Source organism: Paenibacillus sp. 32352 (genome assembly GCF_002042965.1).
Taxonomy (GTDB): domain Bacteria; phylum Bacillota; class Bacilli; order Paenibacillales; family NBRC-103111; genus Paenibacillus_S; species Paenibacillus_S vulneris.
Genome location: NZ_MZNT01000019.1, coordinates 90836 through 113547 on the forward strand (window position 1 = coordinate 90836; position 22712 = coordinate 113547).

At 52.1% G+C, this 22712-nt stretch carries 18 protein-coding genes; 10 read left to right on the forward strand and 8 right to left on the reverse strand.

All coding sequences use genetic code 11. The features are described 5' to 3' along the window. The first annotated feature begins 3 nt into the window (after positions 1 to 3). The 6 genes from B1728_RS32365 (at position 4) to B1728_RS32390 (ending at position 5819) form a co-directional block, all read left to right on the forward strand. A complete protein-coding gene (locus B1728_RS32365; protein ID WP_144028086.1) occupies positions 4 to 2412 on the forward strand; it encodes a heavy metal translocating P-type ATPase in 2409 nt (802 codons plus the stop codon). Between the two features lie 157 nt (positions 2413 to 2569). Beyond that, a complete protein-coding gene (locus B1728_RS32370; RefSeq protein WP_079914569.1) occupies positions 2570 to 3247 on the forward strand; it encodes a coiled-coil domain-containing protein in 678 nt (225 codons plus the stop codon). 255 nt (positions 3248 to 3502) lie between these two features. Next, positions 3503 to 4135 carry a bis(5'-nucleosyl)-tetraphosphatase (symmetrical) YqeK gene (gene yqeK, locus B1728_RS32375; protein WP_256865604.1) on the forward strand — a complete coding sequence of 211 codons (633 nt, stop codon included), beginning with the start codon at positions 3503 to 3505 and terminating at the stop codon, positions 4133 to 4135. 18 nt (positions 4136 to 4153) lie between these two features. Continuing rightward, complete coding sequence (locus tag B1728_RS32380) at positions 4154 to 4678, forward strand: DNA topology modulation protein (protein WP_079914570.1); 525 nt, start codon at positions 4154 to 4156, stop codon at positions 4676 to 4678. 49 nt (positions 4679 to 4727) lie between these two features. Further along, positions 4728 to 5402, forward strand: coding sequence for an HAD family hydrolase (locus B1728_RS32385; RefSeq protein WP_079914571.1), 675 nt, complete (start codon positions 4728 to 4730; stop codon positions 5400 to 5402). A 33-nt stretch (positions 5403 to 5435) separates the two neighbouring features. Continuing rightward, on the forward strand, positions 5436 to 5819 hold the full coding sequence (locus B1728_RS32390) for a hypothetical protein (protein WP_079914572.1): 384 nt from the start codon (positions 5436 to 5438) through the stop codon (positions 5817 to 5819). A gap of 97 nt (positions 5820 to 5916) precedes the next feature. On the opposite strand, the gene B1728_RS32395 is transcribed toward B1728_RS32390, so the two are convergent. The 3 genes from B1728_RS32395 to B1728_RS32405 form a co-directional block, all read right to left on the reverse strand. Continuing rightward, the gene (locus B1728_RS32395) at positions 5917 to 7386 is read right to left on the reverse strand and encodes a glycosyltransferase (RefSeq protein ID WP_079914573.1); all 1470 of its coding nucleotides are present in this window, start codon (positions 7384 to 7386) and stop codon (positions 5917 to 5919) included. Further along, positions 7379 to 8836, reverse strand: a complete 1458-nt coding sequence (locus tag B1728_RS32400; RefSeq protein WP_079914574.1) for a glycosyltransferase — start codon at positions 8834 to 8836, stop codon at positions 7379 to 7381. Before B1728_RS32400 ends, B1728_RS32395 begins: the two co-directional genes overlap by 8 nt. A 96-nt stretch (positions 8837 to 8932) precedes the next feature. Further along, positions 8933 to 11800, reverse strand: a complete 2868-nt coding sequence (locus tag B1728_RS32405) for a hypothetical protein (RefSeq protein WP_079914575.1) — start codon at positions 11798 to 11800, stop codon at positions 8933 to 8935. Between the two features lie 325 nt (positions 11801 to 12125). Here B1728_RS32405 and B1728_RS32410 point away from each other — a divergent pair, with 325 nt between their 5' ends. The 4 genes from B1728_RS32410 to B1728_RS32425 all read left to right on the forward strand — a co-directional run bounded on the left by B1728_RS32410 (position 12126) and on the right by B1728_RS32425 (position 15728). After that, entirely contained in the window at positions 12126 to 13088 is a 963-nt protein-coding gene (locus tag B1728_RS32410; RefSeq protein WP_079914576.1) for a carbohydrate ABC transporter permease, read from the forward strand. Continuing rightward, positions 13085 to 13906: a carbohydrate ABC transporter permease gene (locus B1728_RS32415; RefSeq protein ID WP_079914577.1), complete on the forward strand. Its 822-nt coding sequence runs from the start codon at positions 13085 to 13087 to the stop codon at positions 13904 to 13906. Before B1728_RS32410 ends, B1728_RS32415 begins: the two co-directional genes overlap by 4 nt. Positions 13907 to 14091: 185 nt before the next feature. Continuing rightward, a complete protein-coding gene (locus B1728_RS32420) occupies positions 14092 to 15465 on the forward strand; it encodes an ABC transporter substrate-binding protein (protein WP_079914578.1) in 1374 nt (457 codons plus the stop codon). A gap of 77 nt (positions 15466 to 15542) precedes the next feature. Continuing rightward, positions 15543 to 15728: a hypothetical protein gene (locus tag B1728_RS32425; RefSeq protein ID WP_079914579.1), complete on the forward strand. Its 186-nt coding sequence runs from the start codon at positions 15543 to 15545 to the stop codon at positions 15726 to 15728. A gap of 75 nt (positions 15729 to 15803) precedes the next feature. On the opposite strand, the gene B1728_RS32430 is transcribed toward B1728_RS32425, so the two are convergent. From B1728_RS32430 to B1728_RS32450, 5 genes are all read right to left on the reverse strand, one after another. After that, positions 15804 to 16658 (reverse strand): MBL fold metallo-hydrolase, encoded by an 855-nt coding sequence (locus tag B1728_RS32430; RefSeq protein ID WP_079914580.1) that lies wholly within the window; start codon positions 16656 to 16658, stop codon positions 15804 to 15806. Between the two features lie 167 nt (positions 16659 to 16825). Then, positions 16826 to 18061: a Ger(x)C family spore germination protein gene (locus B1728_RS32435; RefSeq protein ID WP_079914581.1), complete on the reverse strand. Its 1236-nt coding sequence runs from the start codon at positions 18059 to 18061 to the stop codon at positions 16826 to 16828. Further along, positions 18054 to 19160 carry a GerAB/ArcD/ProY family transporter gene (locus tag B1728_RS32440; protein ID WP_079914582.1) on the reverse strand — a complete coding sequence of 369 codons (1107 nt, stop codon included), beginning with the start codon at positions 19158 to 19160 and terminating at the stop codon, positions 18054 to 18056. The genes B1728_RS32435 and B1728_RS32440 overlap by 8 nt, the downstream gene beginning before the upstream one ends. 17 nt (positions 19161 to 19177) lie before the next feature. Continuing rightward, positions 19178 to 20668, reverse strand: coding sequence for a spore germination protein (locus tag B1728_RS32445; RefSeq protein WP_079914583.1), 1491 nt, complete (start codon positions 20666 to 20668; stop codon positions 19178 to 19180). A 187-nt stretch (positions 20669 to 20855) separates the two neighbouring features. Beyond that, positions 20856 to 22640: a methyl-accepting chemotaxis protein gene (locus B1728_RS32450; protein WP_079914584.1), complete on the reverse strand. Its 1785-nt coding sequence runs from the start codon at positions 22638 to 22640 to the stop codon at positions 20856 to 20858. Between the last annotated feature and the right edge of the window lie 72 nt (positions 22641 to 22712).

Genomic DNA, 22712 nt, shown 5'->3' on the forward strand with positions numbered 1-22712 from the left:
GCCATGCTGGAATACAGAGTCAAAGGATTAAGCTGCGCGAACTGTGCCCGTGAGATGGAGGAGCAGATTCAGCAGCTCGAGCACGGACAAAACGCAACACTCAATTATAATAGCGGCAAGCTGAAGATCGATCCTAATGTATCCTTACCCGAAGTTCAAAAAATATTGCGCTCCGACGGCGCATTTATCGATTCGCTGGCCCCGCGTTCCGTTAAACCGGCGGCTGCCGGCAAAGTGACTCAGCGGGTGCGGAGTCATAACGAGCGTCTTGAGGAAAGCCGAGAGCAGGTCAGCGCTGCGGTAGAACACGCATGCACGGACTGCGGCACGGAGCATCATCACTCCCGCGGCCATCATGCCGATTCCGATGCCGTGGAGTATGGAGATGCGACTGCCCGGACTGTTCCGCACATTTCCTCCGGGAACGACGGAGCTTCCAGCCATGCGCATGATCACTCTCATGAGCATGGACATGACCACCGGCATGCTCACGATCATGCCCATGAGCACGATGATCACGGGCACGACCATTCCCACTCCCATGGCGGATCTTCCATGATCAAGCAGCTGGTCGTTTCCGCTGTTTTATATGGAGCCGCACTGCTGCTTGAGGACCGGATTCCGGGCTTCGTAAGCATCCTTCTTTATCTTGGCGCCATCCTGCTGAGCGGCTACAGCACCTTCATTAAAGGACTCAAGCGTCTGGTCAAGCTTCGGTTCAATATGGACACCTTGATGACGATAGCCTTGATTGGCGCTGTAAGTATCGGCGAATGGAAAGAAGCGACCATGGTGGCCATCCTGTTCGGGATCAACGAGCTGCTCGAAGGCATCGGAATGGAGAAAGCGCGTCGTTCCATGGAAACCTTGCTGCAGGTAGCGCCTAAGCAAGCGGTACGGATACAGGACGGTAAGGAAGCCTCCGTGCCTATCGAGTCGCTCGAGGCAGGAGACATCGTGCTGGTCCGGGCGGGAGAGAAGATCCCTTCCGACGGCCGCGTGCTTGAAGGCACGAGCTCCGTCAACGAAGCCGCAATTACCGGGGAGTCGCTTCCCTTGGAGAAGGTGCCGGGGGACCCGGTGTTTGGCGGCAGCATTAACCACGACGGCGTTTTGCACATTCTTATAGAAAAGGCTTATGAGGATTCGTCTCTTGCCCGTATTCTTCATTTGGTGCAGGAGGCACAGGAAACCAAGACGCCAACCGAGCTGTTTATCAATCGTTTTGCCAAATACTATACTCCAGCCATCATGATCATTGCTCTGATCGTCGCCGTCTTCCCTCCCCTCTTCCTCCAAGGCGATTGGAAGGAGTGGCTGTACCAAGGGCTTGCCGTACTGATCGTCGGCTGTCCTTGCGCTTTGATCCTGGCTTCCCCTATTGCCATCGTTGCCGGAATTACACGCAACGCGCGGCACGGCATTCTTGTCAAGGGCGGCGTGTTCCTGGAGGAGCTGGGCCGTATCGATACGATCGCCTTTGACAAAACGGGAACGCTCACCCTGGGAGAGCCGCATGTGGAGCAAACAGCCGTGTACGATGCTGACGAACAACGCTTTTACCGCGTCGCGGCAAGCATCGAGCAGTCGTCCACCCATCCGCTGGCCAAAGCGATTTTGCGCGAAACCGCGAAGCGCGGCATCCAGGCCGAGCAGCCCGAGGAAGTTGTCGCCGCTTCCGGCGTCGGGATTCGCGCGGTGCTTGGCGGCAAGCGCTACTCCTTGGGCAATGAAGCGAGCGTCAGCCATCTTGCTCTGCCGGAGGCTGTAAAGGAGGATATTGCCCGCTTCAAGGCAAGCGGTCTGACATTGGTTCTGGTTGCAGACCAGGAAGCGGTTCTCGGGCTCTTCGGCATCGCCGACGAGGTTCGTCCGGAAAGCGCAGGCGTGGTCGCCTCGCTGCATCGCCGCGGCATTCGCCGCACGGTTATGCTGACGGGTGATCATCCGCAAACGGCGGAGAAGGTTGCCCGCGCCGTCGGTGTCACCTCCTTCTACGGAGGCCTGCTGCCGGAGGATAAGGTTGAGAAAATCCGTGAGCTCGGACGAGGCGGACGGGTCGCTATGGTTGGCGACGGAATCAACGACGCCCCGGCTCTCGCCACCGCCGAGCTGGGAATTGCGATGGGCAAAGGCACGGACAGCGCCATTGAGACGGCGGATATCGTGCTGATGCAGGATCACCTCGGCAAGCTGCCCGATGCCATCGCCATAGCCCGCAGCACGAACCGGATCATCGCCATCAACATTACGATCGCGATGGGGCTTAAGCTCGCTGCGCTGCTGCTCACGATTCCCGGGATGCTGACTCTGTGGTTCGCCATTTTATCCGATATGGGGGCCACAATCATTATCAGCCTGCTTAGTCTTACGATGCTTGTGGAACGGAAATCTCCAACCGGCGGTCAATAATCTATCGAAATTTTAAGTATCCCCCTCGCCCACTTCGGCAAGGGGGATTTTTTCTATAGTATAGAGGACGAGGCATCGCAATTGTTTTCCATTTTACCCATACCATCTCCCGGCACGGCCACTACACTATAAACAGATTTACAAGGAGGTGTCGTTCATGGCAATAAGATCAACCCGCAGACTGCTTCGCGATTCGCTGCAGCAGCAAAGAAGTCAGACGCGAACCGGCCGGCGCCTGCTGAGGCAGCAGGAAGCAACCACGAAAGCCATTACTGGCACGAGAACGGAGCTGGTCAGCGGACTCACTCAGCTCAGAGAGCAAGTGCAGCTGAATCAGCAGCAGCTTCCACAGGCCTTCGAGGAAATCGCTCAAACGAGGTCGATACTGGCCAACGGAATCGAGCAGATACGGGCTCAAATCCAGGTGAACCGGCAGGAAGCTCCTCCCGCCCTATCCCGTTTGGAGCAAATGCAATCCGGGCTGGTGCAAGAAACTTCCCGGATCGGCGCTCGCGTCCAGGAGAACCATGTCCAAACGGCACAAAGGCTCGAGCGGCTGGCCCAAGATCAAGGAGCTTTGGGAACGACGGCAGAGCGGATCCAGGTTCAGTTGGAGTCTAATCAGCAGCAAACGCAGCAAATTCTGACCGATTTGAACCAATCGCAGAAAGCTCTGGTTCTTGCCGCCGAATCCATCAAGCAGCAGATGCAGGTCAATCAACAGCAGTTGGAGCAGCACTTCGGCCAGATTTCGCAGCTCATGCAGCAGCAGCTCACGGTTCTTGCCCAAATCGTACAAAACACAGCTTCCCAAAACCAGGAAGGGGACGTCTGATCTCCTCCCTCCCGCATCGTGCTTCTCTGCAGAACACAGCCGAGGCACGGTGCGGGCGGACAGCGCTCGCTACTGCATCTTCGCTTCCTTTAAGCTGAAAGCCCCGAAAACAACCCAAGTCTCTGATGAACAAATCAGGTAAAAGCTAAAGGTTTCATTCACGTTCATCCTGCCTCGCTATTTTCTATTCGGATATGGGCATCTCATCCATAATATGGTACGATGGGGATAGTTCTCCATAAGGAGGGAAATGTCATGTCCGTTCATCCTCTGCTCGATGCCATTCAACAATCCATGACATTCTCGGCCTGCCTCGAAGCCGACGTAAGCCGCCTGCTGCATATGCACCACTGTCCCAAAACCGCTGAGCACAGCGTGCGGGTGGGCCGTGAAGCCGAACGACTAGCCGTAGCATTCGGCGGCCTTCCCGAAGCAGCCAGGAAGGCGGGACTACTGCACGATATTAGCGCAATCTTTCCTAACAGTGAAAGAATCCGTACAGCCGAAGCGCTCGGAATCGATATTATGCCCGAGGAAGCGGCCTTCCCCATGATCATCCACCAGAAAATCTCCCGCGTCATTGCCCAAGATCTTTTTCAAATTCACGATGTACCAATATTGGATGCTATAGAATGTCATACAACTTTGAAAGCGAATCCAACCCGAATGGACTTGATTGTGTTTGTAGCGGACAAAATCGAATGGGATCAGCCGGGAACGCCTCCCTATTTGGACAAGCTGCTGTCGGCGCTCGATACCTCCCTGGAACATGCCGCCTTCGTTTATATCGAGCACTTATGGAATCAACGGGATCGATTGAAGGTCATTCATCCCTGGCTTATCGATGCATATAAGGATTTGGAACCGATTTGCATGAAAAATCCATAGAAACGGAGAACCCTGACGATGAATAAAGTGGTTGTTATAGGCTCCGGCGGTTCGGGTAAATCAACATTTTCGAGACAATTAAGCGAGCGGACCGGGCTTCCCGTCTATCATCTGGACGCGCTGAACTGGCGCCCCGGCTGGGTAGCTACCCCCAAGGAGGAATGGGACGCGCTTATGAGGCAGCTGGTCGGTAAGGACACGTGGATCATTGACGGCAACTACGGCAGGACGATGGATATACGTTTAGCGGCGGCCGATACGATTATATTTCTCGACATGCCGCGGCATCTTTGCGTCTATCGGATTATCAAACGAAGAATGATGTATCGCGGCAAAACGCGGCCCGATTTAGCCGAAGGCTGCCCCGAACGGCTCGATTTGAAATTCATAAAATGGGTATGGAGCTACAGACAGAGAAGCCGCCCTGCCCTGTTGAACAAGCTAAGCGCATTAACCGGTCACAAAACGATCTATATTCTGCGAACCCCCCGGGAAGTCCGGCAGTTTCTGGAGCAGCTCCCCGAGGCCATATCCAGCGTCTGAACGATTCCATCCGCAACACCATTTTACAATAAGAGGGAGAGCTGCAGCCATGAAAGCGGTTATGTTCGATTTGTTCGAAACCTTGATTACCGAGTTTGCCGACGGGGCACGCAAAGTGCCGCGTATTAACGAGCTGGATGAGCAGTGGGGCTTAAGCAGGCGGGAATACGATGAGGAATGGCGCGTACGTCAGGAACAGAGAATGAACGGCACCTTCCCCGACTACCCTTCGGTTCTCCGCGATATGTGGCAGGGCAAAGGCAAGTCCCTGGATGAAGCCCATATCCAAAAGCTCTATTCTTCAAGGCTGTATGCCAAATCCATACCCTTTCAGGATATTTCCCCTCATATTATTTACATGTTAAAAAGATTAAAAGCCAACGACCTTCGTCTGGGACTTATCAGCAATTGTACGGAAGAGGAGGTTCGCGCATGGGAAAGCAGCGGGCTGGCTTCGTACTTTGATGAAGTGATCTTTTCTTATCAGACGGGATATGCCAAACCGGATGCCCAGATATATGAATTAGCCTGTACCCGCTTGCAGGTGCGGCCCGAGGAATCGGTGTTCGTCGGTGACGGCGGCTCCCAGGAGCTGGAAGGCGCGGCGGAGGCAGGTATGAAGCCCTACCGGGCAGCATGGTTCGCACCCCGTAACGAAAAGTTCAAGGAATTCGAGCAGCTTCAGGAGCCTGAGGAGCTGTTAGTGCGCCTCGGCCTGGACTGAGATCTATTCCTAACGGTAAAAGAGGTGATCCTATTGGCAACGGTTGTCAGACATAAGGAAAGCGGCAAGACCTACGTTCTGGTCGGTACCGGATATGGAGCCTATAAAGCTATGCTGCCAAGCGTCCTTGGCGGGAGCTTATTTCCCCATGAAGAGTCCGCGGAAATTCCATTGGCCGCCGTAAGCGACCGCTACGGGAACATAATCTGGATGCTTACCGAGGAGCTGCAGGTGATAGAAATTGACGGACAGCCCGTTCAAAGCTTTTTTCCGGACGAACCGGCTCTGCAGTATCAGCATGCGGCCGAAGTCTTGGATGAAGCTTGTCCGGCATGCGGTTTCCGGGTCACCTCCATCACGAAATCATGCCCCTCCTGCGGGCTTACCTTACTCCCGGACGAGCATGAGGAAGTATAAATCCGCGTGATGCTGTCTGGCTTTGCCAGGATTCTGCGGAAAAGCCATAAATCAGGATTTAAGCCTTTTATCCAACGCTTCCTGTTATGGAACGGCTCTACTCGCTCCTATTCGATATTGCCGTATTGTCGCCCATCAAGCGGATGATTTTCCCTTCCATCTGCTGCAATGCCATTCGTAAGGGACCGACTTCAGGATACCGATGCGTATAATGCTCCAGGAGCTTCCTGGCCTCGGCCAATTTGCCGCCGCGCACGGCCAGCTCGGCCATTAGAAGCCCTGCCCTCCAAGCCTTTACCTCCGGATCCGGGGGCTCTGTTCCATGATAGGCGGCTATCGATTCATGATAAGCCACCATGTCCTTTTGGGCTTGCCGAACGAGCTCCCTCGCCTGACCTGCCTGCGCCTGCGCCAAATAATAATGCGCGTCGGGATAGTCCGGGGCTTGCCGCAATAGCTCTTTGCATAGCCTCGATGCTTCCCCCCATTCCTGACGCAATAAATGGATTTTGGCTCTATACAGCTGCACCATCCCTATGGCAGTGAAGCCGGGGGCCGCCGGCGCCAGCCGTTCCGCCTCCTGCAGGCAGTCCATAGCACGGTCGTAATCCCCGTTGTTGAAGCATTCCCTGCCATAGAAGAACCAGCCCGACGGATTCAAGGGCTCCTCCTCTACCATGAGCTTCAGGAGCTTCATGGAACGCTCGTTTTTGAGCCGGCCTTGCCAAATAACCGGATCATAGCCGTCGTGAATCAAGCGGATTCTTGCTTTGCGGCTGATCGTCTTCACCCGCTCCTCCAGCCCGCCCTGCGGCGCAAGCTGCTCATGAATTCGGCCGAAATACCGAAGGCCGTGGCGAAGGGAAAACATCCGCGACTGCGAAAAGTCCTGTTGGTAATGGGCCCCATATTGATTCACCATCCATACCTGCAGGATGACCGGGAGCTCGGAGTCGTCGAATAGGCCGGCGATTTCACGTACATGCCGCGCATCGTCCCGATGCAGGACTTCATCCGCGTCCACCCAGAGCACCCAATCGCTGGTCAGCAGCGAAAGCATCTCGTTGCGCACCTGCGAGAAGCTGTCCCTCCATTCCGTCTCATACAGCTTCACCTCAGGAAACTTTCTTACGATGTCTAAGGTACGATCCGTTGATCCGGTGTCCATCACCACAATCTCATCAACGGCTCCAATCAGGCTGTGGAGGCATCTTTCTATGCATCGTTCTTCATTTCGGACCATAATGGCCGCCGTTACCGTCACCCGCTTGACCTTCAACAGCTCGAGCATATCTTGTCTTACCAGACCAGGTTCGGACCGCCCTAGAGCGGCATGCGCCGCTTGAACCCAATTCGCCTCCGGATCGAGAAGCCACGCTCGCTGAAAAGCCATCTGTGCCATAGCCCCCTGCTGCCGCTCCAGCAAGGTTTGGCCGAGGAGGACCCAGCCTTGCGCCACTTCGGGACAAGCTTGGACATAACGGACCGACAGACGTTCAGCCCTATCGAGGTCCTGGTTGTTCATGCTTTGTACGATCTGTTCAGCCCAATGAACAGCTTCATCCATTCCTAGTCCCCCTTGGCTCCATGTTCTCCAGCGCGTCCTTTTCCAGCTGTATCGCTTCGCGCCTTCGCTTAAGCTCTTCCCATTCAGGAAATACCTTCAGCAGCTTCCGGTATTCATCATCCGCCACCGCCAGCTCCCCTCTATCCAGTGCGAGCTCGGCCATCATATAACGCCGCCGCCAGTCCGCAATATCGTGATCGGCCGGATCCGGCCCCCGATAGGTAGCGAAGCCCTGCATCGCAAGATTCAAGCTCCGCTCGGCTTCCCGATACCGTTCTTCCGCCATTCGCATATGAATTTGGCTGAGATAATAGGAGAAGTCGGGGTAGTCTGGAAATGAAACCAGAGCAATCATAGCGGCCCGTTCCGCCTCCTCCCAACGCTTCAACTCCACCAGAAGGCGCACCTCAAGGGCGGCCAGCTCAAGCCGCTCCGGGAAATCATTCAAGGTCTTACCTATTCTGTCTGCTTCCTTTGCATAATACAGAGCTTCTTCCCAACGGCTCTGCACTGCAAGCTCCTGACCGCAGCGCAATAGCCACACAGGATCATCCGGCTGCTCCTGCAGCATCCCCTGCAAAAGCTCCAGGCGGATTCCCGCCTTCTCTCCCTCATGCCCGGGACTCGATATGGATTGTAATCTGACTCTAATCTTTCGTCTAAGTAGGGGAAGCTGCGTGTCATCCGTTGCTCCAAGCTTCAAAACCTCATAGACCTTGCCTTCGAAGGAAAGTCCCCTCCCTAGAGGGTACATCCGCGATCTGGCGAAGGTCTGAAGCAAGGCTCCGTTTTTTCTCTGAAGCAGAACCAAATCGAGAGCCACAGGCATATTGATCCGCGAGAACAAGCACGCCGCATCCCGAATAGGTCGGGCATCGTCCGGATGCAGCATCTCGTTCGCTTCCAGCCACACTATCCAATCCCCTGTTGCATGAGCATGCGCTTCGTTGCGAACCCGCGCATAACTCCCGTGCCAATCCGCCTGCACGAGCTTCACCCGAGGAAGCTTCCTTACGATATCCACAGTCCGGTCCGTCGAGCCGTAATCGATCACAATGATTTCGTCCACGACATTCGATACGCTTCGGATACATTTCTCTATGGTTTCTTGCTCATTGCGAGCAATAACCGCAGCGCTAAGCCTTACCGGCTTCGTTAGCAGCAGCAGCTCAATGTCGTAGCGCTCCGCTCCTGCCTCCCGCTTGCTCAGCTCGGACCGGACGCTCTGCATCCATCCGGCCTCGGGGTCTAGCAGCCATGCGCGGTCGAAGACCTTGCGGGCGGCCTCCCCATACCCGCGATGCAGTAACGCTTCGCCCAAGGATGCCCAAACCTGCGCATCCCACGGGTCTTCTTCCAGCTGAGCCTTGGCTAATCGCTCAGCCAGCCGATAATCTTGCTGCTGCAGCGCTTCCTTGATCGCTTGATGGCTATTCCGGTTCTCCTCCATGCCGGCTCGGACCTCCTTTTACACAAAGCTTCCTTAACGAGCTGAATAGAAAAAGGCCAACCTTAAGTTGACCTCATCTATCCCGCGGTGACTATACTATACGGTTGGAATGATAGGAAAGACGTCCAAGGTGAGTGTATGATCCACCTTGTTCACATAATGCAGGTTGATAGTCGCCGGATAGTTTAATGAGCTGCCGTTCATGATGTTTACATAATTGTAATTAGAATTGTAGAAGGCATTATAGATAATATTCGGATTCGGGTTGTTCAAATCTACCAAATAAATGGCTTTTGCCTTATCGTCTGTCACAGGCGGAAGTATCGAATCCGGGTACAATACTGTCATCACTTGGTTATAATTTACGTGATGGACATTGTAGTCGCCTAACGGTGACGGCTTAACAGATAGCATTTTGCTGATGACATGCCCTGCCCTGTCCTGGGCCGAAACCTTCACATTTGAACCCGTATCGATGCTGGAGCCGCTTAGAGCTAAGTAATGGTCGGATGTAATGCTGGCGCTCAGAGATCCCGCCGCTTCTACGGAGGTATAGCTTAACTTGTCACTGTCTCCTTTGGTGGAATCCGTCTTCACATCGGCATCATAGAAAAGACTCAGCAGATCCAAATCGATGAGGCTCGTCTGCCCGCCTTGATCATCGAGATAAATCGTATCGATTCCATTGGGATCCACTATCGGAGCCGCATTCGGTAGCACGGTGATCGGAATTTCCATAACCACCGACCGGTTGAAGCTGTCCGTAGCTCTTACCTTTACGAAGAAGGTAACGGTTTCCGTGTTGCCTAATGGGGCTGAAATGTCCACAAAAAGGTCCTGTCCGTCCATTGAAGCGGAAGCATGATAGTTCGTATACAGCTCATCTTTATTCTCAAGCTGTAGTTCTAACCTGCTGCCGCTAAAGTAGGAACCCAAGCGCAGGAACTCAAACCGCTTACTCAAAAGCCCATCCGTATAGGAGTTCGGCCCTGGCACCTCGGTCACCGCCGGTGCCGGTGCTGCCTCTATCGTCACAGGCACTTCAAGAACGGCGCTTTTCCCGTAACGGTTCATTCCTTTTATTTTGACAACAGCAGAAGTGGTCACATTCTCAGGATAATTCGCTCCATAAAACTCTATGGACGGGCCTTCCCCGCCATATATCCATGTATAGACTTCACCCGCAGTACTGGCGTCCTCCTCTACCGTATAGCTTAGCAAACCGCTGTCGTCACTAAAGTACTTATATAAATAAACCCGTTGCCCTTCTCCTTCCATCATGCCGTTGGTAACGCTTATTTTGTCGCCGTCATAGCTCTTGACCGTCGGCGCAGCATAATCCGTCACGAAACGAATGTTAATTTTCTTGGACGTGCCGTTGGCAGGGTTTCTGCCAGTGACGGTAAACTGCGCATCCCCTATCGTCTCGCCAAAGACGAGCTGCGCTTGATCCGTATGGTTCCCTTCAATGGCGACCGTCATATGGCTGCCCTCCGGCAGCGAAGCCAACTCGAAATCCGTTGCGCCTGTACCATCAAAGATCGACGATAGCTGCACGGCATAAGGATTCGGATAATTTTGCGGGTCATCCTTATACCAATGAAGTGTATAGGAGGACAGTACGTCCACCTTGATATTTAACAACGCACTTTTACCAAATTTGTTCGTGGCCTTCACCTGAATCATTTCGGAGCCATCCGTCACTGCCTGCATTCCTTGAATCACCAGCTTGCCGGAGCCCTTATTGATGGAGGCTGTGATAGAGGGCGACATGCTTTCAATGCTGTAGGTTAAGCTTGGAACCTCTCCCGTTGTATCCCAGAAATACTCGGATACATTCACCGTTTTAAATTCAGTTACACTCATAAACCACTGTACAGGGTCCGGGCTGCCCATAACCTTCGGAGCCGGATATTCTATCACAACCGGGAGGTTAATCGTTGCGCTGTTGTTATATGTATTCGTCGCCGTTATCTGGAGGATTGGCGGGTTAGGCAGGAATGATGCCGGATTCACGTTATAAATCATTAATGTCCCGTCATTTTCATCAATGGCCGCATCTATGTATTCCGGTTTTTTTAATGAAAATTTTAATGGAGAACCCGGCTCCGTTGTGAAGTAGGCGGCCATGGACACGGATTGGGGTTCCGACCATCCTATCTTCCATTGGATAGGGTCCGGCAGACCGATGATGACAGGCACCGGATTATGGTTAACTTGAACATGAACTTGAACGGTCACTTCCCTGGAAGCTCCCGTAGCCATGTTGGTCCCCTTCAGCTTGAGCACGGTATCGGCAGCCGTTCCGCTGAATACAATGCTGGCATTCGTGCTTTCATTATCAGCTATCGTCGCTATCAGACCGTTGCCGGGTGCTTGCGTGATCTCAAAATGATTTGCCGCAATGTCCGCAAACATGGGAGTCAGCTGAACGGTAAACGGCATGGTGATATTATCGGGAACCTTGATAGTATACGTCGTTTCAACGGAACCGGTTTTATATAGAGGCTCAATCCCGTTCAACAGCGTTCTGACATCGGCAGCCTGCGTCACTTCGGAAGTATGCGCCGCAATATACTTCGTGACATCTCCGATATCGATCCGCTTATCCGCCCCTGCGTCCAATACGTGAACCTTGAATTCCTCCAGCTTGCCGGAGTCGTCGGATATCGTCACCATAGAGGAGCCTACCTGGTCGCCCCGCAGACTCAACGGATTCTGGGCCGAATAGGAATAAGTGGCATAGACAACGCCGCTGACGGATTGTGAAGTGACCTTGTATGAGCTGAGATTGCTTAAATAGTCGTTCAAATAAATCGTTGTTTCCGTTCCTTGTGCAATCGTCATATCTTGAATTGGATGCAGCACAACAGCCGGAGCAGCCATTACGGCGGAAGGCACGGCAATAACGGACATCACAGCCGCTGCGGATGCCGCTTTTGTAACCGAGCTTTTGGATACCATGGAAATCCACCTCAAAGTTCCAATTTAATGTAATTAACTATTATTCTATCATACGGTCTAGTAAAAAACAGTAGCTTTGCCGCGTGAACCCAAGGAATATGCTCTATTCCCACAGCTTTCTTCCGCCCTTTGACGTTCCCGATGGGGATCGGCTCTTTTTCCTGCCAAATATTAAGGATATATGAAGAGCTGCCCTTCTCTCCATAAAACCTTTAAATCCCTCTAACGCTGTCTTTACAACAGGGACTTATACTGAACAAGGCAGTTGAGATTACAGAAATACGATGAACTCACTGTGATAATGGTTAGGGGTGAAATGAAAGATATGAGTCTTGTGCCAAAAGATATCAGGATACCCTCCTCCGCCGCTTCCACCAAGCCCGTCCGCAGAGCGCGTATCCGGAGCCTGAGCCCTCTGCGCTGGAGAGAGCATCTGCTTGCTTACTTGTTTCTGACTCCGTCGCTGCTGCTGTTCGGCATCTTCCTTTTTTATCCCTTGCTGAAATCGGTTTATTTGAGCCTCCACCTGACTGACCCGCGCGGACGGATTGCGGCTTTCGCCGGATTGGAAAACTTCCAGGAGCTGCTGACTTCCGGGAAATTTTATCAAAGCTTGAAGGTGACTTTCTCCTTCACCTTGCTTACCGTACCTACCGGACTTGTCGCCGCACTTCTTCTCGCCGCCCTCTCTCATAACAAGCTGAGGGGGATGCGCGTGTTCCAATTCGTCTTCTCGCTGCCGATTGCCATTTCCGTCGGAACCGGCTCGGTTATCTGGATGATGCTGTACCATCCGAGCGTCGGGATTTTGAATTATGTGCTGAGCCTCTTCGGTACCCAGCCGGTAGGCTGGCTGACTGACCCTGCTGTGGCCCTTCTGTCCGTATCGGTCATGACGGTATGGATGAATCTCGGCTTCAATTATATTGTTCTGTTGAGCGGGCTGCAGGGCGTTCCGGAAGAAATTTACGACAGCGCCAAGATTGACGGGTCCGGGCCGATCCGAACCTTCGTACAGCTGACCCTGCCGCTCATTTCTCCGACGATCTTTTTCACGGCCATCGTGTCCGTTATCGGGGCATTCCAATCGTTCGGGCAGATGCACATTCTAACCAAAGGCGGCCCCATGAATACGACGGACGTCGTGGTCTACAACATCTATCAGGATGCGTTCGTCAACTTCCGCTTCGGGATCGGCAGCGCGCAGGCGCTCCTGCTGTTCGCATTCATTCTCATTTTGACGCTTATTCAGTTCAAATTTTTTGAAAAGAAGGTGCATTACCAATGAGATCCCGCCTGCAGCAAACGATTCTCTATATTCTGCTGTGTATTGCTGCGGCACTGGTGCTGTATCCTGTGTTCTTCACCTTATCCGCAGCCTTCATGACTCCGGCCGAATCCTCGGCCTATCCGCCCAAGTTCATCCCTGGCGGGCTGTATTGGGATAATTTCCTTAAAGTGATTCAGACCGTGCCTATCTTCACTTTTATTGCCAACAGCTTGCTCGTGTCGACTGCCATCATGATAGGGCAGCTTCTTACGGCGAGCCTGGCCGCCTACGCCTTTGCTTATTTAAGATTCGCCGGTAAAAGCGTCCTGTTCGCTCTCTTCCTCTCGACGATGATGATTCCGTGGGAAGTGACGATGATTCCGAATTATTTGACCGTCAAAAGCTGGGGCTGGCTGGATACGTATGAAGGCTTGATCGTGCCATTCCTCGCCACTGCGTTCGGTACGTTCCTGCTTCGCCAGTTTTTCCTGCAGCTTCCGGCCGGCCTGTTCGAAGCCGCCCGTATCGACGGCTGCGGCCATCTCCGCTGCTTCTTCATGCTAGTGCTGCCGTTATCCCGGCCTGCGCTGGCAACACTCGGGGTGTACTCGTTCCTGACGCATTGGAACATGTACCTGTGGCCGCTCTTGATTACGAACGGGGAAAAGATGCGCACCGTCCAAATCGGAATCAGCATGCTGCAATTTGAAGAGATGACCTCGTGGAATCTCGTGCTTGCCGGCGTCACCATCGTACTGCTCCCGTCGCTCCTGCTTCTCGTCTTGGGCATCAAGCAGCTGGTAGGCGGCTTAACGGCAGGCGCTTTGAAGGGCTAGCCCCTTGCATCGGACTCACTTGCGGGAATGATAACGCCATGCGGCTCGCAGCAAGAACACGGCCTTGTTTTGAACCTAGCTTGTCCTCATCCATCCTCGGGACATCTATTCATTCATAAAAGAAAAAGATCGTATTTCCGCTTTTGCATGAAATCTATACATCCAAAAAAAGGGGGAGAACTGTAATGAAGTTTATGAAAAAAAGCCTGATCCCGCTTTGCATGGCATCCGTTATGGCCTTATCCGCATGCGGCAGCAATGCGACCCAACAAGTAGCCGAAGGAGGAAGTAATTCCCAGCCTACAACTGCACCTGTTAAGAGCCAGGAGCCGGTCAAGGTCGTCTGGTGGCATTCCATGAGCGGTGAGCTTGGCAAAGCAGTAGACAAGCTCGTATCCGACTTCAACGCATCCCAGAAAAACGTGGTGGTAGAAGCCGTATTCCAAGGCACTTATGATGAAAGCTTGAACAAAATGAAGGCTTCCATGGACTCCAAGAGCGGTCCCGCACTCATCCAGGTATACGAAGTAGGCAGCCGCTTCATGATTGACTCCAAAGCCATCACTCCTATGCAAAAGTTCATTGATCAGGATAAATATGATCTGTCGCAGCTCGAAGAGAACATTCTGAATTACTATAAAATCGACGGCAAGCTGAATTCCATGCCGTTCAACACGTCCAATCCGATCCTTTATTACAATAAGGATATGTTTAAAGCTGCAGGTCTCGACCCGGAGAAGCCTCCTGTAACTTACGATGACATTGCCAAAGCGGCCAAGGCATTGACCAGGGACGGCAAAACCGGCGCTTCTTTCGCGATTTATGGCTGGTTCATGGAGCAATTTTTCGCTAATCAAGGCGCTGATCTGCTGAACAACGGCAACGGCCGTAACGGGGTGGCCACCGAATCTTTGGTTAACGGCGAAGCCGGCGTGAAAACCTTGAGCTGGTGGAAGCAGCTGGTCGACGACAAGGTCGCCCTCAATCTCGGACGCAAAACCGATGACACGAAAAAAGCGTTCCTCGCCGGCCAAATCGGCATGACCCTCGACTCTACCGGCTCTCTTCGCGGCATTGTAGACGGAGCCCAAGGCAAATTCGAGGTCGGAACGGCCTTCCTGCCTAAGCCTGCCGATGCCAAGGACGGAGGAGTTATCGTTGGAGGAGCAAGCTTGTACATCCTGAACAACCGCAGCGAAGCCGAGCAGAAGGGCGCATGGGAGTTCATCAAGTTCCTGGCCGAGCCGAAGCAGCAAGCTTACTGGCATGTGAACACCGGTTACTTTCCAATCACGAAGAAAGCTTATGATGAGCAAACGGTTAAAGATAACTTAACGAAATATCCGCAATTGAAAACAGCCGTGGACCAGCTTCACGCGACCAAAGCAAATACGGCGACCCAAGGCGCAGTTATGGGCGTATTCCCGGAAGCCCGCCAGCTGACGGAAACGGCCATTGAGGAAGCATTGAACGGCAAGAAGCAGCCGAAGGAAGCTTTGGACGCCGCAGCCAAGGAAATTACCGGCAAGCTCGCTGCATATAACAAAACGGTGAAGTAGCTGCTAAAATGCATAATTTCCCAACGCTCCGATCATACTAACGAAGTATTGGACTATGGAGCAGGAGGGATAATGGCATGCCTAGCAGCAGAGGACATCAGGGAGCTACCGGGATCGGACAGGCGGAGGAGCAGCTGAACGCCCAAGCCGAGGCCGCAGCCCGAATTCAAGGCGAAAGTGAGCTCGATCAAGCGGTAGCGGCGCAAGCGAATCAGCAGGAAACCGAGCTGGATGAAGTAATCCCATCCGATCAGGAAGCTTAAGCATCAAACAAAAGACGACTCCTATTCCGTAAATCCCGGAATGCGAGTCGTCTTTTTTGAATCATATCAGAGCACTTATTGAACATAGTTGCCGTAATCGGGAACGGCTAACTGATCGAAATGGTCCGCCAACGCCTTCAAGCCGTTCGTCAAAGCCTCTCCCCGCATGGGTTCCCCATGTCCGGTCACGGCGGCAGTCGGCTGCAATTGCTGTAAGGTCAGCACGGATTCCTTGGCTGCCTTCCAATCCGTTGTCAGGTACCTTGGAGGGCCATGAACCTCCGGTTCCTGCATAAGTACTTTGTACAAAGAGTCCTGCCTGACGGTCACAAAGGCGTCCCCCGCAATTAATGTTCGGTCACTATCTCTAAACAGGGAAACATGTCCCGGCGCATGCCCGGGCGTATGAATCCATCGAAACTCCGGCAGATGAGGAACCATCCCGTTAGCCGGCAGCGGCCTTACATGCTCCCCTAAGTCAATCGGAGTATTCGGAAATAGGAACGACATCTTCGCCACAAGCCCGCCCTCCACCGTCGGATCCGGCGCCGGGTAGCTCTGTTGACCCGTTAAGAAAGGCAGCTCCAGCTCATGCGCGTAAATAGGGGTTCCTTTCCAATGCTCCGCTAGCTCTATAATAGCGCCCACATGGTCAAAGTGCCCATGAGTTAGCACGATGGCTTCGGGACGATGGTTCGTACCGAAGCGATTCTCGACAGCGGCAATAATGGCCTCGGCCGAGCCGGGCATTCCCGCGTCGATCAGCACGAAGCGCTGCTGTTCCGGGCTTCCGATCATAACGATATTCACAATCTGGATCGTATGACACCATACATCCGGCGCTGCCTCGACGCCCGAGCCGCTTCCTATCGAGGTCATGGGAATGTATTTGTAATCCGTTCCGTAAGTCATTTCTTGATCCGTGCTCATTGGTTTTCCCTCTTTTCCCGTATGGTGTAAGGTCTTTTATATGCAGTCAAGATTTTTTCCAGGGCGGGTCTCCGTGCTTATGAATGATATCCGAAATCTTATAGAAAACCAGCGGGATAGCTATGGTCAATATCGTGCACCCGATCACCATCCCCGACGGCAGCCGCTTAATGAAGATCTCCCACAGATCGACCTCTCCTTTCCGATTTCAAAATGCTCCCGCTTCTCTGAACCTCAGATTCGACAGTCACTTCCACTTTAGCTTTAGTGAACAGCTTCCGGCCCTCCTCCCAATCCTTCTGAATGCTCTTCCATATTTCATAGTGGTCCCTGTACAAAAAGAGTTCCAGATCAACAACATCTCTGCCATATTTTTTCTGAAGCTTATTCATGGCGTTATCTGCAATGCTTTTGATCTTCTGCGATAGGGCGGCCTCCAGTTTCATTATCGCTTCTTCCTTTGTCATATCCATTTGTTTGAAGCTCTGGTCGACAATTCCTTTGGTACGAATATCAATGTGGAAAACCGGGCGCTCCGGGTCACTGACCTCGACCCACAGTCTTCGTCTCTCCCAATTGATTTCGTATCCGACCAGCCCCCCTTCTATCTCGGCATTAATGACTCCGCCACTCACGCTACCTCTTAACAAATTGATGCCCGCCGTGTCTCTCCCCCCGATAAAATCAATCAAATTATTGGTTCTTCCGTCGAATAAGGCGCTGCCTATGATGGAAATATCTCCTCGGTCCTTCGATACGGAAACCAGCTGAATTAAGAAGCTTTCCCGCTTCAGCAATTTTTCGTGAACCTCGCCTAATCTGGATTCTTCCAGCATGCGGGAGCTTTTCCTTGTGTTCTCTGCCGCCGAGGAAATGAACCTTGCCGGCAATTTCTCATTGGGAGGCTTTACCTCCAGTACTTGCTTGGCTTCTCCCTTGACAACCATGATCTTAAGCGATCTCCGCATTTCGCTGTCCCTTAGAAAATAATCAATCGTATCGGCAAACGCCCCTTCCTTTCTCGCTACCTCATCCGAAATAAGCACGACCTGAAGATGCTCGAAAAAGGGGGCACGGCTTGTTTTGGAGGCCAGCTTGGCCGCAAGCGAGGTCAACGTATCGCCATCAAGCGTAATGTTGAAATAGGCTCGGTTTGCTCCGCCCCCCGAATCCGTGCTGCCGCTTTGCTTGATACCTGATGGAACAACCAGTTGATAGGTGACCATAAACTCCCCCTTTTGCCCCTTTGCTGCCTTGCCTTCCTTACCGTTTGAATCCTTCATGGTATCGATGGCAATGCCAATGACAAAACCGCGTTCATCAATCTCTACACGGTCCCAGCAGCCGGTGGTAAAGAGCAAAATAAGGATAGCGGCTAACATCCCTGCTACTTTATCAACCACAGTCCGTCACCCCTCGAAGCTTGGCCAGGATCAGGAGCATGAGAGGCAGGACACCTGCAAACAAAATTCCCAAATAGCTTATCAGGTCGCCCAACATAGTAAACTCCGCCTGATCCTTCGGCAGCATTCCAAGCAAATACACGATGGGACTTAGGATCAGAATGCAAGTGCGCTTGGACATTTTTTTGAAGAGAGAAGTGTAGCAAATCACCGATACGTCCATAGCCATGCTGGTTGTATTGAAGATCGTCATCATCCAGATGACGAAGAATAACGATTCGAACCTTTCAAAAAACTCACCCGGTATTTTGACTTCCTTAGCAATCTCAATGGCGGGATACATAATGTTCATGGCTCCTGCATGCGAAAAGATGCCGATTCCAAAAATAAAAATAATTAAGTAGAAGATGACCGGAATGGCTATGCCATAGACCATCGCTTTGGCCGTCTCCTTCGGACGTCTCATCAAGCTTCCATAGAAGAGAACAATTTCAAAGCCCAGCATCGAATACATGGCCTGCTGCGATCCATTTAAGATTTCTTTAGGGCTGGAGATAAAAAAGGGCTTTAGGTTGTTCAAATCAAAAATTCCGATACTAAGTGCCATCATCAGTAGAGCTATCGAAAGAACGATCGGCAGGAACAGCACGTTTAATCGGATTAAGCCTACCCTGGAGCCTGAAACCGCATAAATGACCACAAGCAGAAACGTCATAGCGATAAACTCAATTGGTGTCCTTACGAATAAATATTGTTTGGAAATACTTGCAATAGCCCGCATCTCATAGGCACAGAACAGAAAGAAGTAAATGCCCTGCAGAAATATAAGCACACAGGCTATAGGCTTCGTTACAATAAGGCAGGCATATTCGAAAAATGTTTTGTGGTGATAACGGTTCACCAGCATGGATACGACGATGCCGAACACTACGGTTATCGTACCTGCCAGAAGAATGGACATCCACCCGTCCGACGACTTCGTGGAGGAAGCCACTAGCCTCGGTAAGGTGAGGACTCCGACCCCTATCAGCATGGAGGACACGGTCATGATCATTTCCTTTTGCCCGACTTCCTCATCCGCATATTTGAAAATTCCCATGAGCCCCCTCCTTACCGTTAAGTTTTTGTACGCTTCTTATCCTGAGGCTTCACCATCTCAGGACGGCTATCCAGCAGTTCAACAGGCGCCCTCATCAGCAGCTCCTTCCAATCCTTCACGAACATCGGCGCTATAGGAGTCGAGTAAGGAACCCCGAAGCTCTGTAAATTAACTAGATGAATATTAATCATGATATAAGCCAGCACAATCCCGTATATCCCGAATAACCCGGCCGCAAGCATGATGGCAAACCTAAGCATTCTTAGCGAGATGGCAAAGCTGTAAGCTGGCAGGGTAAAGGAGGCAATGGCAGTAATAGCTACAATGATAACCATAATCGGGCTCACGATGCCTGCCGTTACTGCCGCCTCCCCTATAACAAGACCGCCGACAATGCCGATCGTTTGACCGATCGGCTTGGGCAGCCGTATGCCCGCTTCCCGCAGCAGCTCGAGCGTCCCCTCCATCATGAAGGCTTCGACAACGGCCGGGAACGGAACCCCTTCTCTGGCTCCGGCGATGGAGAAGGCCAGCTTGGATGGCAGCATGCCATGGTGGAATTCCGTTAAAGCAATATAGAGCCCCGGCAAAAAAGTAGCAATAAATGCCGCTGTCAATCGAAGCAGCCGGATGACGCTCGATATCATCCAGTTCTGGTACATATCCTCAGGCGAATGAAATGAGGCGACCAGGGTAATCGGCAAAATCAGCTGGAAAGGCGTTCCGTCCACCAGGATGGCCACACGGCCCTCCAATAATGCTGCAGCTACTTTGTCCGGCCTCTCCGTATTTAATACTTGCGGAAACGGAGACATCACGTTATCCATGATCCATTGCTCGATAAACCCGGAGCCTTCCATATCATCCCGGTTGATCGTGCCCAGCCTTCGTTTAACCTCATCGACCAGCTTTGGATTGACAATATCCTCAATATAAGCAACGATAACCTCCTTTGGGATACGCTTTCCGATTTTATAGGCGTCAAACCGGAGATTGGGATCCGGCAGTCTTCTTCGAATCAATGAGGTCGTCGTGCAAATATCCTCCGTAAAGCCCTCTCGCGGGCCTCGAATGAGTGCTTCCGTCTCTGGTTCATCCACTCCCCGGCTTTTCCAGCCCTTCGTTCCGATAACCAGCGCCTTGCTGCTGCCATGGATGAGAAGTGCCGTATCTCCGGAAAGAATGGCGTTTAGAACGTCGCCCATCCCACTTACTTCCATAATGGAATGTAAGGGAAGCAGCTCCAGACGCATAAAAGAGATAAACGCATCCCCTTCGGCCGGAACAATTCTATTGGAATCCTCCAAGCTGATCAGCAGGCTTTTCAAAATTTGACCGTTGATAAGATCTCTATTGACGAGTCCGTCGATGCACAGGATAGCACATGAGTGGATGCTGCCGAGCTTAAATTCCTTCACCACAAGGTCGCTCGGAAAACCCAGCTTATGCCCAATATGATCCAAATTGACCTGAATATCTACAGACAGCAGGTTCCCCGGGTTCGTCATGTCTGCACACCGCCTTAAAGGTTTACGATACCAGTTATTACTATTACCTGATCCAGCTGCGATTATCCAAATCGAGCCATTAGGCCAAGGTAACCCTGTAGTGGAACCCCGAGAACCTGTTGCTAAAAAAAACAGCTCGGCTTGCTGCATTCCTGCAGCAAGCCGAGCTGTGTTCTTATAGCGGTGCTTATGCGGTTTTAAACTGCGATAAAAGCTGCTGAAGCTCTTCGGCCATATTGGACAACGATTGAGCCGAGGTTTGCAGCTCCTCCGTCGTCTGAAGCTGGCCTGTAGCAGAGGCGGAGACGTTCTGCGTTGAGGAAGCTGTTTCCTTCGCGATGTAAGCCACTTGCTGAACGGCAGCCGTTATTTGCTGAGCCCCTGCCGATATTTCCTCGGAGGTCGCAGCCATTTCCTGAATTTGCGAAGCGATTTGCGAGGTCGATACTAGAATATGATTGAAGTTTTGCTCGGTTTCCTTAACGAGCTCAATCCCCATCTGCACCTCGTCCTTCACTTTCCCCATCGCTTCACCGGACTCCTGAATGCTGGACTGAATTTCATGAAGCAGCTTGGCGATTTCATCAGAAGAGCTTCCGGATTGCTCCGCAAGCTTGCGCACTTCAGCTGCCACTACCGCGAATCCGCGACCCTGCTCGCCGGCGCGCGCTGCTTCAATTGCGGCATTGAGCGCCAGCAGATTGGTTTGAGCGGCAATTTCCTGAATAGCCTGCAAGATGCTGCCGATCTGATGCGACTTGACCTCCAGCATTTCAATAACCTGATCCGTATGATGAACGGACGAGTGGATGGACTGCATTTGATTTACGGTGTTTTGGACAAAGGCTTCCCCGCTCTCCGCCTGCTGCTTCGTCCATTCTACAGATTCGGCAATCGAGGACGCGCTTTCGGCCATTCTGCTGATTCCTTGCCCCACTTCTTCCATGGATCGCGATGTTTCTTCCATCGTAAGCGTCTGTTGATCAGCGCCTGTTGCCACTTCCTTGACGGTTGAGGCAATCTCGACGGATGCGTGCTGCATTTCGCCTGAGCTGGATTTCAGCTGCTCTGCAGACACGGTTACGAGCTGTGCATGCTCATTAATCGTTTCAATCATGGTTCTCATGTTATCCGTCATCTGTACGAAAGCGGCGCTGAGCTCTCCGATTTCATCGCTCCGGTTCAATGCAACGCTTTTCTCCGACAGATCGCCTTCAGAGATCCGCTTGGCTGCTCTGCTCATTTCCTTCAAAGGCTTGGATACATGCTGGGCCATCACGAAAGAGATCGCGAGTCCGGCAAGAATAGCGAGTACACTAAGCACAATAACCCAGGTAACCCCGGTACGGTTAGAGTCCTCCAGCTCCCCTGACCATTCATCGGCATGAGCCTGGATGTTGCGGGTAAGCACATCGATTATCATACTGCATCCGCTTATGAACTCGTCCGCCTGCTGAATCAGTCTCATGCCGTCAGGACTGTGCTGTTGAGCGGCGCTTAAAATTGCCGGGAACAAATTCTCATAGGACTCCCATTGCTTGCTGAACAGCTTCAGCAGCGTAACATCCTTTTCCGTAATGGCAAGCTGCTCCAGCGTTTTCGTCTTGGACTTGATTTCCGAGAACAGCGCCTTTGCTTTATCCGGCTGGGTCAACACTTCATCGGTTATGTCCATGCTGGACATGTCGCCCGAGCTTTTCTCCGGCATATTCAGCTGAATGCGAAGAATCAAGTCATCCAATTCCTTAATGTCGTGGTTCAAGTTGCCCAGCATAACCACACTGGGTAGGCCTTTTTGTGTCATTTGCTTTGATTTCTGGCCCATCGTATTCATTTGAATCAGTGCTGTTACACTTAGAACGGACAACAGCAGCAGGACGACCAAGAAGCTGACGAGCAGCTTTTTGTGGAGCGACAGCTGTGACAGCTTTCCGATAACGTCCCGTATCCATTCTTTCGCTTTCCCTTTCATTCTTTTTCCTCCGATTCTGTCTGTTTTGTTGGGTTTTTCTATTTTTTGAAAGCGCTATTTCCTTTCATTTAC

Excerpts from the sequence above, each read along its gene's own strand:
- B1728_RS32415 (WP_079914577.1), top strand. The coding sequence starts at position 13,085 with ATGAGATCCCGCCTGCAGCAAACGATTCTCTATATTCTGCTGTGTATT.
- B1728_RS32365 (WP_144028086.1), top strand. The coding sequence starts at position 4 with ATGCTGGAATACAGAGTCAAAGGATTAAGCTGCGCGAACTGTGCCCGT.
- B1728_RS32395 (WP_079914573.1), bottom strand. The coding sequence starts at position 7,386 with ATGGATGAAGCTGTTCATTGGGCTGAACAGATCGTACAAAGCATGAAC.
- B1728_RS32445 (WP_079914583.1), bottom strand. The coding sequence starts at position 20,668 with ATGACGAACCCGGGGAACCTGCTGTCTGTAGATATTCAGGTCAATTTG.
- yqeK (WP_256865604.1), top strand. The coding sequence starts at position 3,503 with ATGTCCGTTCATCCTCTGCTCGATGCCATTCAACAATCCATGACATTC.
- B1728_RS32450 (WP_079914584.1), bottom strand. The coding sequence starts at position 22,640 with ATGAAAGGGAAAGCGAAAGAATGGATACGGGACGTTATCGGAAAGCTG.
- B1728_RS32380 (WP_079914570.1), top strand. The coding sequence starts at position 4,154 with ATGAATAAAGTGGTTGTTATAGGCTCCGGCGGTTCGGGTAAATCAACA.
- B1728_RS32430 (WP_079914580.1), bottom strand. The coding sequence starts at position 16,658 with ATGAGCACGGATCAAGAAATGACTTACGGAACGGATTACAAATACATT.
- B1728_RS32400 (WP_079914574.1), bottom strand. The coding sequence starts at position 8,836 with ATGGAGGAGAACCGGAATAGCCATCAAGCGATCAAGGAAGCGCTGCAG.
- B1728_RS32370 (WP_079914569.1), top strand. The coding sequence starts at position 2,570 with ATGGCAATAAGATCAACCCGCAGACTGCTTCGCGATTCGCTGCAGCAG.
- B1728_RS32410 (WP_079914576.1), top strand. The coding sequence starts at position 12,126 with ATGAGTCTTGTGCCAAAAGATATCAGGATACCCTCCTCCGCCGCTTCC.
- B1728_RS32440 (WP_079914582.1), bottom strand. The coding sequence starts at position 19,160 with ATGGGAATTTTCAAATATGCGGATGAGGAAGTCGGGCAAAAGGAAATG.
- B1728_RS32425 (WP_079914579.1), top strand. The coding sequence starts at position 15,543 with ATGCCTAGCAGCAGAGGACATCAGGGAGCTACCGGGATCGGACAGGCG.
- B1728_RS32385 (WP_079914571.1), top strand. The coding sequence starts at position 4,728 with ATGAAAGCGGTTATGTTCGATTTGTTCGAAACCTTGATTACCGAGTTT.
- B1728_RS32420 (WP_079914578.1), top strand. The coding sequence starts at position 14,092 with ATGAAGTTTATGAAAAAAAGCCTGATCCCGCTTTGCATGGCATCCGTT.
- B1728_RS32405 (WP_079914575.1), bottom strand. The coding sequence starts at position 11,800 with ATGGTATCCAAAAGCTCGGTTACAAAAGCGGCATCCGCAGCGGCTGTG.